Source organism: Calothrix sp. PCC 6303 (assembly GCF_000317435.1).
Classification (GTDB): Bacteria; Cyanobacteriota; Cyanobacteriia; order Cyanobacteriales; family Nostocaceae; genus PCC-6303.
This window is the reverse complement of the sequence record NC_019751.1, coordinates 66,404-84,139: the sequence shown is the minus strand read 5'-3', so window position 1 is coordinate 84,139 and position 17,736 is coordinate 66,404. Positions and strand designations below refer to the sequence as shown.

11 protein-coding genes are annotated in these 17,736 nt (G+C 40.8%); 6 read left to right on the top strand and 5 right to left on the bottom strand.

Annotation, left to right across the window (positions count from 1 at the left end; translation table 11 throughout):
* The first annotated feature begins 162 nt into the window (after window positions 1–162).
* Entirely contained in the window at window positions 163–1,092 is a 930-nt protein-coding gene (locus CAL6303_RS00335; protein WP_015195838.1) for an FTR1 family iron permease, read from the top strand.
* Here CAL6303_RS00335 and CAL6303_RS00330 read toward each other — a convergent pair.
* A complete protein-coding gene (locus tag CAL6303_RS00330) occupies window positions 1,085–1,834 on the bottom strand; it encodes an HAD-IIB family hydrolase (RefSeq protein WP_015195837.1) in 750 nt (249 codons plus the stop codon). The genes CAL6303_RS00335 and CAL6303_RS00330 overlap by 8 nt on opposite strands.
* A gap of 364 nt (window positions 1,835–2,198) precedes the next feature.
* Here CAL6303_RS00330 and cobQ point away from each other — a divergent pair, with 364 nt between their 5' ends.
* A complete protein-coding gene (gene cobQ, locus CAL6303_RS00325) occupies window positions 2,199–3,677 on the top strand; it encodes a cobyric acid synthase CobQ (protein WP_015195836.1) in 1,479 nt (492 codons plus the stop codon).
* Between the two features lie 139 nt (window positions 3,678–3,816).
* Complete coding sequence (locus CAL6303_RS00320) at window positions 3,817–4,059, top strand: 2Fe-2S iron-sulfur cluster-binding protein (RefSeq protein ID WP_015195835.1); 243 nt, start codon at window positions 3,817–3,819, stop codon at window positions 4,057–4,059.
* An 85-nt stretch (window positions 4,060–4,144) separates the two neighbouring features.
* Here the strand turns inward: CAL6303_RS00320 and CAL6303_RS00315 are convergent, their stop codons facing one another.
* Window positions 4,145–5,221 carry a PIN/TRAM domain-containing protein gene (locus CAL6303_RS00315; RefSeq protein WP_015195834.1) on the bottom strand — a complete coding sequence of 359 codons (1,077 nt, stop codon included), beginning with the start codon at window positions 5,219–5,221 and terminating at the stop codon, window positions 4,145–4,147.
* Window positions 5,222–5,466: 245 nt separating this feature from the next.
* Between CAL6303_RS00315 and hemW the strand changes: the two genes are divergently transcribed.
* From hemW to CAL6303_RS28795, 3 genes are all read left to right on the top strand, one after another.
* Window positions 5,467–6,645: a radical SAM family heme chaperone HemW gene (hemW, locus tag CAL6303_RS00310; RefSeq protein WP_015195833.1), complete on the top strand. Its 1,179-nt coding sequence runs from the start codon at window positions 5,467–5,469 to the stop codon at window positions 6,643–6,645.
* A 446-nt stretch (window positions 6,646–7,091) separates the two neighbouring features.
* A complete protein-coding gene (locus CAL6303_RS00305; protein WP_015195832.1) occupies window positions 7,092–10,553 on the top strand; it encodes a filamentous hemagglutinin N-terminal domain-containing protein in 3,462 nt (1,153 codons plus the stop codon).
* Window positions 10,554–10,693: 140 nt separating this feature from the next.
* Window positions 10,694–14,227, top strand: a complete 3,534-nt coding sequence (locus CAL6303_RS28795; RefSeq protein ID WP_015195831.1) for a filamentous hemagglutinin N-terminal domain-containing protein — start codon at window positions 10,694–10,696, stop codon at window positions 14,225–14,227.
* 88 nt (window positions 14,228–14,315) lie between these two features.
* Here the strand turns inward: CAL6303_RS28795 and CAL6303_RS00295 are convergent, their stop codons facing one another.
* The 3 genes from CAL6303_RS00295 to CAL6303_RS00285 all read right to left on the bottom strand — a co-directional run bounded on the left by CAL6303_RS00295 (window position 14,316) and on the right by CAL6303_RS00285 (window position 17,719).
* Window positions 14,316–14,918 carry a cytochrome c oxidase subunit 3 gene (locus CAL6303_RS00295; RefSeq protein ID WP_015195830.1) on the bottom strand — a complete coding sequence of 201 codons (603 nt, stop codon included), beginning with the start codon at window positions 14,916–14,918 and terminating at the stop codon, window positions 14,316–14,318.
* A gap of 95 nt (window positions 14,919–15,013) precedes the next feature.
* Window positions 15,014–16,696 (bottom strand): cytochrome c oxidase subunit I, encoded by a 1,683-nt coding sequence (ctaD, locus tag CAL6303_RS00290; RefSeq protein WP_015195829.1) that lies wholly within the window; start codon window positions 16,694–16,696, stop codon window positions 15,014–15,016.
* A 96-nt stretch (window positions 16,697–16,792) separates the two neighbouring features.
* A complete protein-coding gene (locus CAL6303_RS00285) occupies window positions 16,793–17,719 on the bottom strand; it encodes a cytochrome c oxidase subunit II (protein ID WP_015195828.1) in 927 nt (308 codons plus the stop codon).
* Window positions 17,720–17,736 lie beyond the last annotated feature (17 nt).

Genomic DNA, 17,736 nt, shown 5'->3' with positions numbered 1-17,736 from the left:
TATCGCAAGCGGGAGAACAATTGAGATTTAACTTTCCACTTCTAAATCCGTTACATCTGATGCTGCGATCATTGAACCTATATCTAAACGGCTTAATTTTAGTAAACCCCAGAAACACATACTACAAAAGCAATATAATATAAATTTATATGAATTGGTTATATGAATTGGAGTTCTGCATTACCAACCTTCTTGATTACCCTCAGAGAAGGTGTAGAAGCCGCTTTAGTTGTGGGTATTGTCTTTGCATATCTTCAGCAAGCTGAACAGCAAAAATTGCATCGATGGGTATATCTAGGAATCATGACTGCGACTTTAGCTAGTTTTGCCGTCGGTTTAGTCCTAAATATGGGAATCCAGGGTTTACAAACATCTGATTTGCTGTATGCACCAGTTTTCAAACAACTGTTTGAAGTTGGATTAGGTGTAATTGCCATTAGTATGCTCAGTTGGATGCTGATTTGGATGACACAACAAGCCAAATTCCTGAAATCTGAAATCCAAAGTTCTGTTAAAAATGCTTTGGGGGATGATAATCGAGCAGCTTGGGGAATTTTTAGCCTGATTTTTATTGCTGTGTTTCGGGAAGGTTTGGAAACAGCTATATTTATCATCGCTAAGTTTCAAACAGGTTGGACACCTGTATTTGGGGCAATCGCTGGATTAAGTATGGCTGTTTTAGTGGGGATGCTGCTGTTTAAATGGAGTATCCGCATCAATTTGAGTCAGTTTTTCCAAACGATGGGTATACTGCTGCTGTTAATTGTTTCTGGATTAGTGATTTCGGTTTTCCGTCATTTGGATGCAGCTGCGATCGCATATAGCCACATTAGTCCTAATTTCCTTTGCCCAACACAAACCACTTCCTGTATTCTGGGTACTCAAATTTGGGATTTATCAACCATTTTACCAGATCGTCAGTTTCCCGGTATCTTACTCAAAACTTTATTTGGTTATACCCAAAAACTCTACTTAGTTCAAGCAATCGGGTATATTGTTTTTTGGATAATTGTTGGTGGTTTATATTTCCGTAGTCTTGAACAACCTGCACAATTAAAGTCAACAAATAAAGCAAAGATTAATCCTAGCTAAGTAGGCTTTGAAGAATCAATTCTGCTAATTCGCAAAACCCTTCACCCTCGGTTGCTTTAGTAATATACACAGGTCGATGCTGTAAACTTTCTAAATATTCCGAGATATTTGCCACACCCACCGACAACGGAAAATAACTAGCATCAAATAAACTTTCATCATTAGGGCTATCACCCACAGTCACAACTTGATTTACTGTGTATTGGGGAAAATATTTCTCTAAAACCCGCGCTAAACCTATGGCTTTATCTTGCCCTTGGGGTTTGATGTGACACTGTACAGTACTATAAGTCAAACCCCAACCCATTTCTTCACACATATTTTTGAGAATAACTAAATCATCTCGATGTAACCCAGCAACATCAAAAGTCCAATCAGTTACGCGGAAGCGGTTATCAGTAGACTCACGGATTTGGGGAAATTTGGTTTGGAGTTGGGAAAAAGCTATTTGTAACTGGTGGCGATGTTCGGTAATATTCGCAATTGAAGTTAATGCTAATCCATTCTCAAAAGAACCATGGTAATATAGTCCGCCATTTTCAGCTATAGCCCCCACCACACCGAGATAGTTTACAATGCCGCTGACCCATCCAGCACTCCTACCAGTCACAATTAAGACTTCTATCCCCTGAAGCTTTAAAATATTAAAAGTCTCTAAAAGCCTACTGCTAAACTTCCCTCTAGTGGTAAGCGTTCCATCCATATCAGTTGCAATCAGACGAATTTTACTCAAATTGAGCATAGTAACTAGGTGGGTGTTGAAAATTGTAATTCTTAGTTAGTAAGGAAATAGCGAAATTAGAAAACTCGGTTTTAGCTTTGATTTCCCGTATTTCATGTTGGAATATTACCCACAAGTCTCAATACAACACTAAAATTAGAAAATTAAAGTTAAGACGAAGAGATAAAAGGGAACAATAAATACGGAGGGGTGCATCCAAGTTTATAGATTCTTTAACATAGCTTTGTGCTGATTCAGGTTTGTACTAGCAGTATTCACTAGGACATACATCCAGCAATTCCGCATTCTGGCTTTGTTAGCTATGTTACAGTTATGTTTTTAAAATTCAGACCTTATCTAGAAAAATTCATACATACGTTAAATTATGAAAGCAATTATGGTAGTGGGAACAACATCCCACGCAGGAAAATCACTCTTAACTACAGCTATTTGTCGCATTTTATCACGACGTGGTTGGCGGGTGGCTCCTTTTAAGGGTCAAAATATGGCTTTGAATTCCTACGTCACTCCCACTGGTGGTGAAATTGGTTACGCACAAGCTGTACAAGCATGGGCTGCCGGAGTGGTACCCTGGGTAGAAATGAACCCAATTTTGCTCAAACCCCAAGGTGACATGACATCCCAAGTCATTATGAAGGGTAAACCTATTGGCAGAGTTAACGCCAATGAATATTATGAGCAATATTTTGATTTGGGCTGGCGCTCCATTGAAGAATCTTTACAACACCTGCAAACCGAATTTGACTTACTAGTTTGTGAAGGTGCTGGAAGTCCTGCGGAAATTAACCTTAAACACCGCGACTTAACAAACATGCGGATAGCAAAACATCTCAATGCTGCAACTATTTTGGTAGTTGACATCGAACGAGGTGGTGCTTTTGCTCACGTAGTAGGGACTTTAGAATTATTAGATCCCGATGAACGCGCTCTGATTAAAGGTATTGTCATTAACAAGTTCCGAGGACAAATATCAATTCTGGAACCTGGCTTGAAATGGTTAGAAGAACGTACAGGAATTCCTGTTTTAGGTGTTATTCCTTACATGGAACAGGTTTTTCCTGCGGAAGATTCCCTAGATTTGCTCGAACGTAAACCAGATAAACAAAACAGTGATTTGAATATTGCTGTGGTTCGTTTGCCTCGAATTTCCAACTTTACTGATTTTGATCCCCTAGAATCTGAACCCACTGTATCAGTTAAATATCTCAGCCCTAAACAAGATTTAGGACATCCGGATGCAGTAATTCTTCCCGGTACCAAAACCACCATTCCCGATTTGATGTTACTGCAAAAAAGCGGCATGGCAGAAGCAATTCAACATTATGCAGCATCTGGTGGTACAGTTTTAGGAATCTGTGGTGGCTATCAAATGTTAGGACAAATGATTGCCGATCCTGAAGGTATTGAAGGACAAGCGGGTAGGTATCAAGGATTGAACCTATTACCCATCAAAACTGTGATTACTGGGCAAAAAATCGCCCGTCAACGTCAAGTTACTTCCCATTTTCCCCAAATGGGTTTACCTGTAACTGGCTTTGAAATTCACCAAGGAAGATCCCGAATCGAAATCCAAGGCACAGATAACCAAGCTTTCCAAGCATTGTTTGATGATATTAATTTAGGTTTAGTTGATAATTGTCAATCTGTTTGGGGAACCTATTTACACGGTATATTTGATAATGGTCCTTGGCGTAGAGCTTGGTTAAATCGTTTACGTCAGCAACGTGGTTTAAAATCCTTGCCTACTGGTGTTTCAAACTACCGTGAACAACGGGAAAATCTCTTAGATTCTTTAGCAGTTGAAGTGGAGAAACATCTTGATTTAACCGCATTTTTGGGTTAAGGAAGATGGAGACGTTCGGTGGAACGTCTCCCCGTATTTTTAAGTTGTAATGGGGCAACGAAGCAATCTCAAAGTTTTGTTTTACCCTAACGATTGCCCAAAGCTTGCCATAGTTAATTTCCCAAATTCCCTAATTATTATGTCTGTTAGCATTCGTTTTCTGCCTGATAACATCACAGTTGAAGCCGAAGTTGGAGAATCCCTACTAGATGTTGCTGATAAAGTAGGTGTGTTTATTCCAACAGGTTGTTTGATGGGTTCTTGTCATGCTTGCACTGTAGAAATTGTCGGTGGTGACGTGATTCGCGCTTGTATTAGTCCTGTACCACCTGCAAGTGAAGAACTGGTAATTCAACTATTTAGTGATCCGAGTTGGGATTAGTGTTGACACAAAGACTAGCCTACAGGAATGCGCGCCGTAGGATACCCGCAGGGCTACAGCGCGAACATTGGTTGTGCTATCGAAATTAAGCTAAAGCTGAGGCTTGAGGTTTTGCGAAAATCATTCTTCCAGCGGAAGTTTGCAATGCACTGGTGACAATGACACGAACTTCACCACCAACGTAACCACTACCTTCTTCCACCACCACCATTGTGCCATCGTCGAGATACCCGATGCCTTGGCTGGGTTCTTTGCCTTCTTTCAGCACTTTGATATCGATATTATCGCCTGGAAGATAACTAGGGCGAACAGCGTTGACTAAATCGTTGACATTTAATACTGGGACTTTTTGTACACTTGCCACCTTCGACAAGTTGTAATCGTTGGTGAGGAGAGTACCATTAATTTCTTGGGCAAACCTGACTAACTTCGCATCTACAGTAGAGATGTCGTCATAATCGGCTTGATTAATCACAATGCGATCGCTATATTGTTCTTTCATCCGATTTAGGATTTCTAAACCGCGTCTTCCTCTGACTCGTTTTTGATCCTTTGTGGCATCAGCAACTTGCTGTAATTCTTGTAGTACAAATTGAGGGACAATAATTTGACCTTCCAAAAATCCTGTTTCTAGAAGAGTTTCAATCCGACCATCAATAATACAACTCGTATCCAAAACCTTAGTATTTGCTGGCTTTAGTGTACCTTCCACCAACATCGATTCAACGGTACTAGGGTTAATTAAGCGTAACAATCCACGACCATGGGTATCAGCTAAATTCATCCCTGTGTATGCCAAAACAATACTACCAACAACGGCAACCAGGGGTTTAATAAAGCTAAAATCTACAGGTATGGGCAGTAAAAACAAAGGTGCAAGCATCAAGTTTGCCACCAGCAATCCAATCACCAAGCCGATAGCGCGGGTGAGGATGACTTCAAATGGTAAATCTCGAAACTTTGCTTCAAGACGACGGTAGCCAGTTTGAAGTCTAAAGCCGACTGCACCACCAAGGATAGCAGCGAACACAGCTATTACAAACCGTAAAGCTTCTAAGTTCGATACCCGACTTAAAGTACCTTCTGGTAGTAAATCGGTGCTATAAAAGCCTACCCCCGCTGCTGCCAGGATGAATGAAAAAATAATAATGGCATCAAGCATGGTTTTTATTTTCCTGCAAGTGGATTTCTAGGATGTTGAGTAATTTCTATATCATCTACAAGATAAACTCATGAATATTCGGTCGAGATTTCGACTATTTCTATATGCAAACATTATAACGAAAGAGTTATATGCTTTATCTTCTCATGTCAATTTATCAATACCCAATGAGGAACCTATTTGTTTTCATTATTTGTAATCCTTCGCAATCTAAATCAATATAGCTGTGGACAATTTGGAAAATAATGATTCAAGAGATTTTCATCAATGAGGTTCCGACTTCAGCTTACCTACATATTCCATTTTGTCGGCGACGCTGTTTTTACTGTGATTTTCCGGTTTCGGTGGTTGGGGACAACAAGCGCGGTGAGACATCAGGTGCTATCTCTCGCTATGTTGAGGTACTGTGCCAAGAAATTACCATCACACCGAATTTTGGTAAACCCTTAGAAACTATTTTCTTTGGAGGTGGCACTCCTTCGCTGTTATCTGCAAGCCAGTTACAACAAATTATAGATATATTAAATCAATATTTTGGCATCTCTCCAAGTGCGGAAATCTCTATGGAGATGGATCCAGGTACCTTTGATTTACAACACCTGGAAAGCTACCATCAATCAGGGGTTAATCGAGTTAGTTGTGGCGTACAAGCATTCCAAGAAACCCTACTTCAAGTGAGTGGGCGATCGCATAACCTCACCGATACCTATTCTGCCATTGAATTGATCCGGCAAGTCAATATCCCCAATTTCAGCCTAGATTTAATATCTGGTTTGCCTAACCAAACCTTAGAAATGTGGCAACAATCCCTAGAAGAGGCAATTTCCCTCACACCCAACCACATCTCCATCTACGACCTTACCATCGAACCTGGTACAGCCTTCGGCAGATATTTCCAACCTGGAGATAAACCATTACCCAGCGACGAAACCACCGTGCATATGTATCGCATGGCACAGAAAGTTTTAACCCATGCTGGATATGAACATTATGAAATCTCCAACTATGCTAAACCGGGGTATCAGTGCCGCCATAATCGAGTTTACTGGGAAAACCGCCCTTATTACGCCTTTGGTATGGGTGCAGCTAGCTATATTCAAGGAAAAAGGTTCACCCGTCCCCGCCAAACTCAAACATACTACGATTGGGTGACAGCAGGTGCAGTTATTAACTGTGAAGTAACACCACCAGATGAAGTTTTTTTAGACACATTAATGGTGGGGTTGCGATTAGCTGAAGGTTTAGATTTAACAAATCTTCAGGATAAATTTGGGATCAAAAAAATCGAAGAAACCCTTAAAATTTTACAACCTTACATGCAGAAAGATTGGATAATAATTCAAGACAACAAATTAAAATTAACCGACCCCGAAGGCTTTCTATTTTCTAACGTTATATTGTCTCAACTCTTTGCATATCTTTAAAAAAAACAGGTAGGGTGTGTTAGACGCATGAATAAACGTGAACTTTAAAGAAAAATCTCAATGCGTCGTAACGCACCATTTAATATTTACGCTACTCAAACCCTTATATAAACCTTGTCTATTTTGACGACTGTAGTTTGAAGTCAAGATTATGGGTAGGCGTAGCCAGCCCTACGGGCTTATGCTAGTCTGCGACAAGCCGCTGACGCGTCTACCTTGCGTCGCAATGACAAAACTCCACTTTTAATGATAGATGAGGTTTAGCATTAATATCAAAGTAGCTTCACGAGGAGACGCATAAAGAAACATCAACTTTGAAGAACAATCTAAATACGTCATCACGCACCGATAAACTTATGTATTAACTTGAGTCAAAGCTTGCCTGTAGGTTTACGTTAATGATATATCTATAAAACTGCGTATTTCCCATCTCTACAGTTTAGCTGATGAACAGAATACAATTTATTTTTTCGAGTCTTTTTTTATACATTTTCTTAGTATTTAAAATTACACCAGTTAAAGCACAAATAACTCCCGATACTACCCTTGGAAACGAATCTTCACAAATCAATTACAACGCCGTAATCAACGGTTTGAATGCAGACCAAATTAATGGTGGTGCAACCAGAGGAAGCAATCTTTTTCACAGTTTTAGCGAATTTAATATCAAAGATGGACAAAGGGTTTATTTTGCTAATCCATCGGGAGTATTAAATATTTTAACGCGAGTCACTGGTAAAGATGCGTCAAGTATTTTCGGGACATTAGGTGTAGATGGGAATGCAAATTTATTTTTGATGAATCCCAATGGCATCTTGTTTGGTAAAAATGCTCAATTAGATATTCAAGGTTCATTTCTGGGAACAACGGCAAACAGCATTACTTTCCCTGGTGGGGCAGAATTTAGTGCCAACAATCCCCAAGCAGTGCCGTTATTAACTATCAATTTACCAATTGGTTTGCAGTTTGGTTCCCAACCTGGAAATATTACTAGTCAAGCTGTGATTCGGGATTCACAAGGAAATCTTGCTAGTGGTTTGCTAGTTGGTGGTGGCACCCTAGCATTTATGGGTGGTGAAATTACCTTAGATGATAGTTTGTTGTTTGCCCAAAATGGACAAGTAAAATTGGGGGCAATCAGTGGAGATACAACCGTTGGGCTAAATGTTAACGGTTCATTGCTGGATTTTAAATTTCCAGAAAATTTCGGACGCGCACCCATCAACTTAACGAATGCAAATATCTTTGTTACAGATGAAAATGGTGCAATTGAATTATTTGGTGGAAAAATTGGGCTAAATAATTCTATTCTTTTCAGTGACAGTAACGGTAGCGGCTCAATCATTATTGATGCAACTCTACTTAATTTAGATAACGGTACTAGAATATTCAGCGCTACTTCTGGTACAGCGAAAGGTGGTGATATTCAAATTCAAGCCAGTGGTGCAGTAAATTTTGCTAACAGTAGTAGGATTTTATCTATCAGCGATGCTTCAGCCACAGTTCCAGGCGGTGACGTTACTATCAACGCGGAAAAAATCACAGTTACCGGAGATGGAAATACCCAAAATAGTAGTAGTATTGGTGCGTTTACTTATAGTGAAGGTAATGGGGGAAATATCACCCTCAATGCCAAAGACTCTATTCATATCAACGGTGGCTTGATATCTGCCAGTACTGATAGTACAGGCAAGGGAGGGGACTTGACCGTGAGAGCTACAAATGATGTCAATATTGCCAATAACGCTTCTTTCGGATTACTTACTACTGGTTCTGGTTCAACAGGCAATATTCAAATTGAAACAGGTACTTTACGGCTTCAAAACAATTTGTTAGGGGGAGGAGTGACGGCACTTGCATCTGGTAGTGGAAGTGTTGGTTCTATTTCTATTCAAGCTCGAAATGCAGTTGAAGTGACTCAAAGTAATATATCTACAAGTCTGGTTATACCACTGGGAAGTCCAACTCAAGCAACAGCAGGGGATATAACCATCCAAACCCAACGACTCAATCTCAAAGATGGGGGTTCGGTGAACACGAATACTTTTAGTAGTGCAAATGCAGCTAACATTTCGATCAAAGCTAGCGAGTATATAGAAATTAGCGGTTTCCTTAGCGAGATATCAAGTAGTACAAGGTTCGGTTCTGGAAACGGAGGTAATGTAACGATTGAAACACCTCGATTTACTGCCACTCAAGGAGGAGGTGTGAGTACCACATCCCTTGAAAGCAGGGGTAATGCTGGGAATATTACCATTCGTGCCAAAGATGTAGAATTAGATGGTTCTGTTTTCGTACCCAAAGAACAGTTTTTAGCTAGAATAAATCAAATTGGTGCAGCGGAATTTTTGTTTGATCCTCTTTCACAAGAAATTCTTGCCAGGTTTGGGGGTCTTGATTATGAGAGTAGCTTGTCTTCAGATCTAATTAGAGGGAATGCAGATGTCGGGGGCGGTACAATAACTATTGATACTGAACGCTTGCGCTTGAGTAATGGTGGAAAAATCTCAACCTCAGTATTGGCAGGAGGACAGGGACGAGGCGGTAATTTGGTAGTTCGTGCCACTGATTCTATTGATATTACTGGAGTTGGGACAGAACGCCTAGATGGTTCATTGACACCATCAGGCTTATTTGCAGAATTGCAAACTGGCGGAATTGGTTCTGGGGGCAGCATTGATGTGACAACAAGACGCTTAAACCTCAGTAATGGGGGAGCAATTTCTGCCAGTACATTTGGTGAAGGAAATGCAGGAAATATTAGGATTAATGCCAGAAGTATTGATTTGCGTGGAAATAGCAAAATCGCCACTCAGGTTGACAATAAAGCTAAGGGCAACGCAGGCAACATCAATATCACAACTCAACTATTAAATGTTCAAGAAGAGTCACAGATTTCATCAGCAACCCAAGGAAGTGGAAATGCGGGTAATTTAACTGTACAAGCTGATAACATTATCCTGACTGGTTCAGATAGTAAGTTTGCAACTGGTTTCCTATCCTCAGTTGATGAAGGGGCTAATGGTAATGGTGGTGGTATAGATATTACAAGTAATCGCTTGACTGTACGTAAGAGTGCTGAAATTGTCTCCAGCAGTCTCGGCACGGGTGACGCTGGAAATATTGGGATTAATGCGAATTTTGTGGAAATTCTGGATAAAGGCAGTGCGATCGCTTCTTCAACGAATGCAGGCAATGGTGGTGACATCAAACTCAATATCGCTGATATATTACTATTACGTCGTGGTGCTTTCATTTCCACTACCGCAGGGAGAAACCAAGCTGGTGGTGATGGCGGTAATATCAATCTCATCTCTAAATTTATCGTTGCTGTACCTCAAGAAAATAGCGATATCCTAGCTAATGCTTTTACAGGAAGAGGTGGAAATATCAATATCCAAACCCAAGCCATTTTTGGGATTGAACCCCGTCCTCAAACCACAAATCAAAGCGATATTACCGCAAGTTCAGAACTTGGTGTACAGGGGCAAATTTCTATCCAAAAACCTGATGCTGATCCCAGTCGAGGGTTAATCCAGCTACCTGGAGGATTCAAAGATAAGAGCGATGAAATAGATCAACTGTGCGGTAGAAACAGAATACCTTTAGGCAGCTTTATTGTCACTGGTAAAGACGGTAGCATACCCTCCAATCCGGTTGTAAATCCGATGCAGGGTGAGGTTGATTTAAGCTTACCTGCCACCCTAGATGAAAGTAATTCTACTGAGAGAGTGGATAAACTTCCAGATAGTTTAATGGTGCAACATCCACCACAGAATAGGATCGTCGAAGCTCAAGCCCTAATGAGAGGTGCTGACGGCACATTATACTTGGTGGCACAAGCGCCAAACGCCATACCAAATTCTCGTCCTGCGGTGTCTGCTTGCACTGGTGTTGGCAGGAGGTAGCTAGGAAATTGTCTTTTTCTAATAGATATCTGCTGAAACAGAACTAGAGACATAGCAATGCTACGTCTCTAGAAATACCAATTTAACAATACAGTTTACAAGCTTATTTCTGCACATTTACCATCATTAGAGATTAAACAATGAACAAAACAAAATTATTATTAACAAGTCTATTGTTATGGAATTTCACATTACTTAGGAACATCCCTGTAAATGCACAAATTACACCTGATAGCAGTCTAGGAAATGAATCTTCACAAATTAATTCTAACGCCGTAATCAACGGTTTGAATGCAGAGCAAATCAATGGTGGTGCAAGACGGGGAATTAATCTTTTTCATAGTTTTAGCGAATTTAATATAAAAGATGGGCAGAGGGTTTATTTTGCTAATCCATCTGGAGTATTCAATATCTTAACGCGAGTAACTGGTAAAGATGCGTCGAATATTTTCGGGACATTAGGTATAGATGGGAATGCAAATTTATTTTTGATGAATCCCAATGGTATCTTGTTTGGTAAAAATGCCAGTTTGGATATGCGGGGTTCATTTGTTGGGACAACAGCTAACGACTTACAGTTTAGTGATGGAAAATTTTTTAGTGCTAGTTCTAATCAAGAAACACCATTATTAAGTATTAGCGTACCAATTGGTTTGCAGTTTGGAGGAAACCAAGGAAATATTACCAACCAATCTCAATCTCTTAATTTGCAGCCAAGTCAAAGCTTACTATTAGTTGGGAAAGAGGTAAATCTGGATGCCGCGAAAATCCAGCTTACTGATGGTTTAGTAGAGTTGGTAGGAGTGAAAGGAACAGGAAATATAGGACTTAGCGATACCTACGGTGGTGAACTAGGCATTCGAACTATTTTCCCTTCTAATCTGGAAAAAGGTACTGTCTCCTTGGTAAATGGCTCCGAAATTAACGTTACTGGTCAGGGTATAGGAAGTATATTAATTAACTCTAGCAATTTTGAGATGCTTGGAGGCAGTAAACTAATTGCAGGTATTGGCGAGAATTTGACAGCAACGAGCCAAAAGCCAGGAGATGTTAACATCCAAGCCACAAATAAAGTCAATCTTGTAGAAGGAAGTTTAATCGCTAATCATGCAAACTTTGGCAGTAATGGGAATACAGGTGATATTAACATTAATACCAATTTTCTAGAAGTAGTTGGTGGCAGAGTCAGTACGCGAACTTTAGGAACAGGAAAGGCAGGTAATATTAATATCAAATCTGGAGAAGTATATGTTAACAATCCGGCTTATAAGTTGCCGGGAAATAATAGCCTTCAAGAAGATAAACCAGCATTAGATGCTAGTAATTACAAAAATGATGCTCCAGATAGAAAAGGTCGAGGCTTAGGAGCTAGCGGTAATGTTTCAATTGTTGCTGATAGGAATATAACTTTAATTGGACAAGGTAAAGACGAAGAAAATAAGGTTATCTCAACTTATAGTGGACTCGGAGGAAAAGGAGGGGGAAATATTTCTCTAAATGCAGGCGGTTCTGTATATTTATCTAATGCCTATGTTGGTAGTCCAAGTTTTAATGGAGCAAGAGCAGACATCTCAATATTTGGCAACGAATCAGTATCAATTCTTGACAATAGTCGCCTCAGAAGCGGAACTAATGCTCAAAGAGCAGGAGACATTACAATCAAATCTTCTGGATTAGTTTCATTAAAGAATAGTTTCATTGATTCTAGTGTCGGTGGTAAAAATTCTCAAGCTGGCAATATTAGTATTCAAGGTGGTGATATTTATATTAGCCAACTGTTAAACAAACCAGGGAAAGCAGCACTTAATACTATTAGCAGTTCCGAAGGATATTCTGGAAATGTGTCAGTGGTCGCTCAAGGTGATATTACTTTAATCGGTAATAATCTTGATACCGATAACTTAGTAATTTCGACTTTTGCTAATATTAGAGCACTTCAAGGAGGAGATATATCTTTGAAAGCTAATTCGATTAGTCTGACAAATGCTTATCTCAAATCTGGAAGTGAGAGAGGAAATGGTGGGAATATTTCATTATTAGGTGATAGTTCGGTATCAGTATCAGATAATAGCTCTTTGTTATCGGGTACTAATGCTGGAAAAGCTGGAAATATTAATATTCAATCATCCGGAGATATTCTAATTAAGCAAAGTTTGCTACTTTCAGGTGTCGGTGGTCGAAAAGATACCCCGAATGCTACTGGTGGTGACATTAATCTTAATGGACGCTCTATTTTAATCACAAATGGTTCTGAGATTACAGCTAGAGCTTCTAGGGAAGCTACTAAGGAATTACCTGGTGGAACTTCTGGCAACATTCTAGTTAATGCCACAAAAAAATTTACAATCTCAGGTAAAGCTCAATATCCATTTCCTAGAAATACTCGACCAGTTAAAACTATTTACAGTGCTTTGTTAACAGGTAGTGGTCCGACTGCCAATGGTGCTGGTGGAACTATCACTATCAATGCTCCTCAAGTAGAAATATCGAATGGAGGAATTTTAAGAGCAGAAAGTCAAAGTTCCTTTTCAGGGGGAGATATAACTGTTAACGCTGAGACAATTGATATTAATAGTGGTGGGAAAATTTTGACTAGTGCTTTAGGAAGTGGGAATGCTGGTAATACGATTCTCAATGGCACCAAGCGTATTGCCATTTCAGGTAATAATCCAGAAATTTCTGATATTTTCAAACTGGTTGCATCTGAAGGTGAAGCTGAAGCTAATATTAAATTTGGCATTAATAATTCAATTAGTGGTGTATTTGCTGGCACCTCTAAAACTTCTACAGGTAGAGGAGGAGATTTAGGAATTAGAACACCAAATTTAGCGATCAAAGATGGTGCAATTATCTCAGTCAGTAGCGAAGGTTTTGGGGCTGCTGGTAATATCAACATTAAATCTAGCTCTACATCTCTCGACAATCAAGCTTCCATCACTGCCAACACTCGCCGTAATTCTAATAATAATCGAGAGCAAGCAATAATCAATTTCAATACTGATGCCTTAATCCTCCGTCGTAATAGCAATATAACTACTAACGCCGAAGGTGCAAACGTCATTGGTGGTAACATCAACATCAATGCTGGGGTTATCGCTGCTTTTGAAAATAGTGATATCAGCGCTAATTCCAGTGATTTTAGAGGTGGTAGAGTCGCAATTAATGTTGAAGGAATATTTGGCACCCAAGCCCGTAATTTTTTAACTCCACAAAGCGACATTACTGCTACAGGTGCAAACCCCTCTCTAAATGGAAGTACAGAAATAAATCTTCCTGATGTAGATCCTAGTGGGGGGTTAATTCAACTACCAGAAAGGCTTAAAGATCAAAGCGATCAAATCGATCAACTGTGTGGTAGAGGTAGGAAACCCTTAGGTAACTTTATTGTCACTGGTAAAGACGGTAGCATACCCTCCAATCCGGTTGTAAATCCGATGCAGGGTGAGCTTGATTTAAGCTTACCTGCTACCTTGGATGAAACTAATTTTACTGAAAGTGTGGATCAGCTTCCAGATAGTTTAATGGTACAAAATCCACCAGTAAATAGGATTGTGGAGGCTCAAGCCCTAATGAGAAGTGCTGACGGCACATTATACTTGGTGGCACAAGCGCCAAACGCCATACCAAATTCTCGTCCTGCGGTGTCTGCTTGCGGCAGTGTTGGTAGTAAATAGTAGTCAGATGCCAATAAGCGATCGCATGTCCGTCTGAAGTATTGAAATCCCCGACTTCTTTAAAAAGTCGGGGATTTATAAATCTAGATTACTGCCAAACATAAATTAGCAGAAACAAAACAATCCAAATCACATCTACAAAGTGCCAAAACAGTGAAGTTGAATTCACACCAAAGTGACCTGAATCATAATTGCCAGGAATAAATGAGCGAATTAAGATCATTAATTGCAACAGTAACCCAGTTAAAACATGTAACCCGTGGAAACCAGTTAATAAATAAAATAATCCGCCAAAAACACCTGTAGTAAAACCAAATTCTAAACCACTCCACTCTACCGCTTGACCGTAGAGAAAGTAACTACCCATTGCCATTGTAGTTAGCAAAAAGAGGCGGAAACCCCATAGGTTATGCTTTTGTAGCGCACGTTCAGCAAAATAAATTACAAAGCTACTGGAAACTAAAACCACTGAATTAATCGCAGGTTCTCTAATTTCCAAACCAGAAACACCAGGGGGTAGCCAATTTGCTGATGTTAACTTGCAAACTGCATATGCTGCAAAGAAACTGATGAAAATTACACTTTCAGATAATAAAAAAACGACAAAACCGTACATTTTATTACCTTCTTCATCATGGGTATGCTCACCCGCATGATGTGCTAACTCATGAGAATTAATTGAACTATCCATGATTTTTAATTAGGGAATGGGGAAAATATCAGATAAGGCAGATGAGATCCCCAACTTTTTCAAGAAGTCGGGGATATGAGGTGAAAATCTCAGATTTAATGCTCGTTATTCAATTCGCAATGTAATCCACTAGCTACTAGAGGTTCATTCGTTCCGTAACCGTAGGGTGCTGAAATAACAATGGGAATTTCCTCAAAGTTCTCAACTGGTGGTGGTGAAGAAACTATCCACTCTAAACCAATTGCTCTCCAAGGGTTATCTGGGGCTTTTTCACCGTTTGCCCAAGAACTGATAATATTCAAGATGAAAGGTAGCGTAGACATGCCTAACAAAAAGCCGCCTAAGCTAGCAACCACATTCCAAAAGGTAAAATCTGGGTCGTAGGAAGCAGCACGACGCAACATCCCATGTAATCCTAATGGGTGCATCGGTAAAAAGTTGATATTAGTACCAATGAATGCCAACCAGAAGTGTAATTTACCTAAACCTTCATAGTACATTTTCCCGGTCATTTTCGGGAACCAGTGGTACATAGCGGCAAACATGCCCATTGTCACGGTTCCATAGAGTACATAATGGAAGTGACCAACTACAAAATAAGTATTATTTACATGGATATCAATGGGTACTGAAGAAAGCATGATACCCGTGATACCAGCAAACACAAACATCACCAAACCGCCTGTTGCAAATAGCATTGGCGTGTTGAAGCGGAGTTTACCACCCCAAATTGTGGCTACCCAGGCAAATACTTTGATTCCTGTGGGGACAGACACACACATGGTGGAAATCATAAACACAACCCGCATCCAATTAGCTGTTCCACTGGCGTACATGTGATGAACCCAAACTAGGGCGCTAACCCCGGCAATTAAGAGGGAAGAGATGGCGACGACTTTGTAACCAAATAATGGTTTGCGGGAGTAAACTGGGAATATTTCTGAGAAAATCCCGAAAATTGGCAGAATAATTACATAAACTGCGGGGTGGGAGTAGAACCAGAATAAATGCTGGAACAAAACTGGATTTCCACCATTTTCAGGGTTGAAGAATGCTGTCCCCACCGAAAGATCAAACAGCAGCATCACAGCACCTGCTGTTAATGCGGGTAATCCAAATAGCTGAATAATTTGGGCGCTGAATACAGCCCAAACAAATAGGGGCATCCGGAAAAAAGTCATTCCTGGTGCGCGCATCTTGACGATGGTGGTGACAAAGTTCACGGCACCCATAATAGAGGAGACACCGGAAACTGCCACTGCTAGCAACCAAACAAATTCACCATTGAGGAGTAATCCGGAAGGGTTTTGTAAACTAGCGGGAGGATATGACCACCAGCCTGTTTGAGCCGGACCACTAGGTAGTAGGAAGCTGCCCATGAGTAGCGCCCCAGCTACGGGTACCATCCAGAAGGCAACGGCATTCAGGCGGGGGAATGCCATATCTCGTGCGCCAATCATGAGGGGAACTAGATAGTTCGCTAATCCTACGAGTGAGGGGAATGTCCAACCAAATAGCATGACTGTTCCGTGCATGGTGAACATGACGTTATACACGGTACGGTCTACTAAATCGGCTTCGGGGGTGATCAGTTCTCCGCGCATAATCATGGCGAAGATACCACCGACGAGGAGGAATATGAATGAGGTGACGAGGTACTGGATACCGATGACTTTGTGGTCGGTGCTGAAGGTAAAGTAGGTTTTCCAGGTTGTGGGTGGCATCTGGTGATGTGTATCAATCACGACGCTGGAATTAATGGTTTCTGTGTTTTCCATGGTTAATAATTAATTTTAACGCAGAGGAACGCCGAGTTAAGCGCAGAGGTGCGCGGAGAGAATAAAGAGAGGGAAAAAGAGAGAAGAGGGAGGGGACTATCCTGGGTAGTTGACCATTTGAGGTGGTGCAGGTACTACTGTGGGGTATCCGTTTTTGAAGGTTTTTTGTGATTCTTTGGTGTATTCTGCTGCTGCTTGGTTGGGGGCTGGGGATGGTTTTTGATCAGCGGCTTTGACTAACCAGGTTTTGTAGTCTTCGAGAGATTCGACGACGACGTTTGCTGTCATGGCTGCAAAGTAGGTGCCGCTGAATTGGGAGTCGGTGAGGTTATATTTACCTTCTCGGATGGGGGTAAATTCAAAGTCGATGGTGTGTTTGGGAATGATGTCTTGTTTGAGTCGAAAGGCTGGGATGTAGAATCCGTGAAGAACGTCTGCTGATTCTAGTGCCAGATGAACGCGCTGATTGACTGGAAGATGAAGTTCGGTACTGGTGACTGATTTGTAGGGATATTGGAATACCCAAGCCCATTGTTTGGCGATGACTTTGATGGGTTCGTCGCTGTCGATTTGGGGTTCGGTGGGTTTGCTACTCCAGTCCCAAGGTGCTGCGGATGCTGGTTCTATTGCTTGGGGCATGTGCAGGTGAACCATTTCCATTGGTCCGCGAATCGACATCTTGTCGTAAACTTGATAGCTGTAGGTAGCAATCCAGACTACTAAGAGGATGGGAATTGCTGTCCAGACAACTTCCAGGGTAATGTTTCCTTCGATTGGAGGTCCATCACTGGTATCATCAATGGCGGCGCGGTGAAAGATAATGGAGTATGTTAGGGTTCCTGTGACTCCCAAGAAGATGAAGGTACCAAGAACGACGAGAAAACTAAATAGTTCGTCGATGAGATGGGATTCGGCGGCGGCTTGAGGGGGGAACCACGAATATGCCTGTTGTCCCATCCACAGGCTGATGGCAAGTAACGCGATCGCACTTACGATCAAAGCTAGGAAGTTCCAGATTTTCATAGGATAAATTCGGTGAT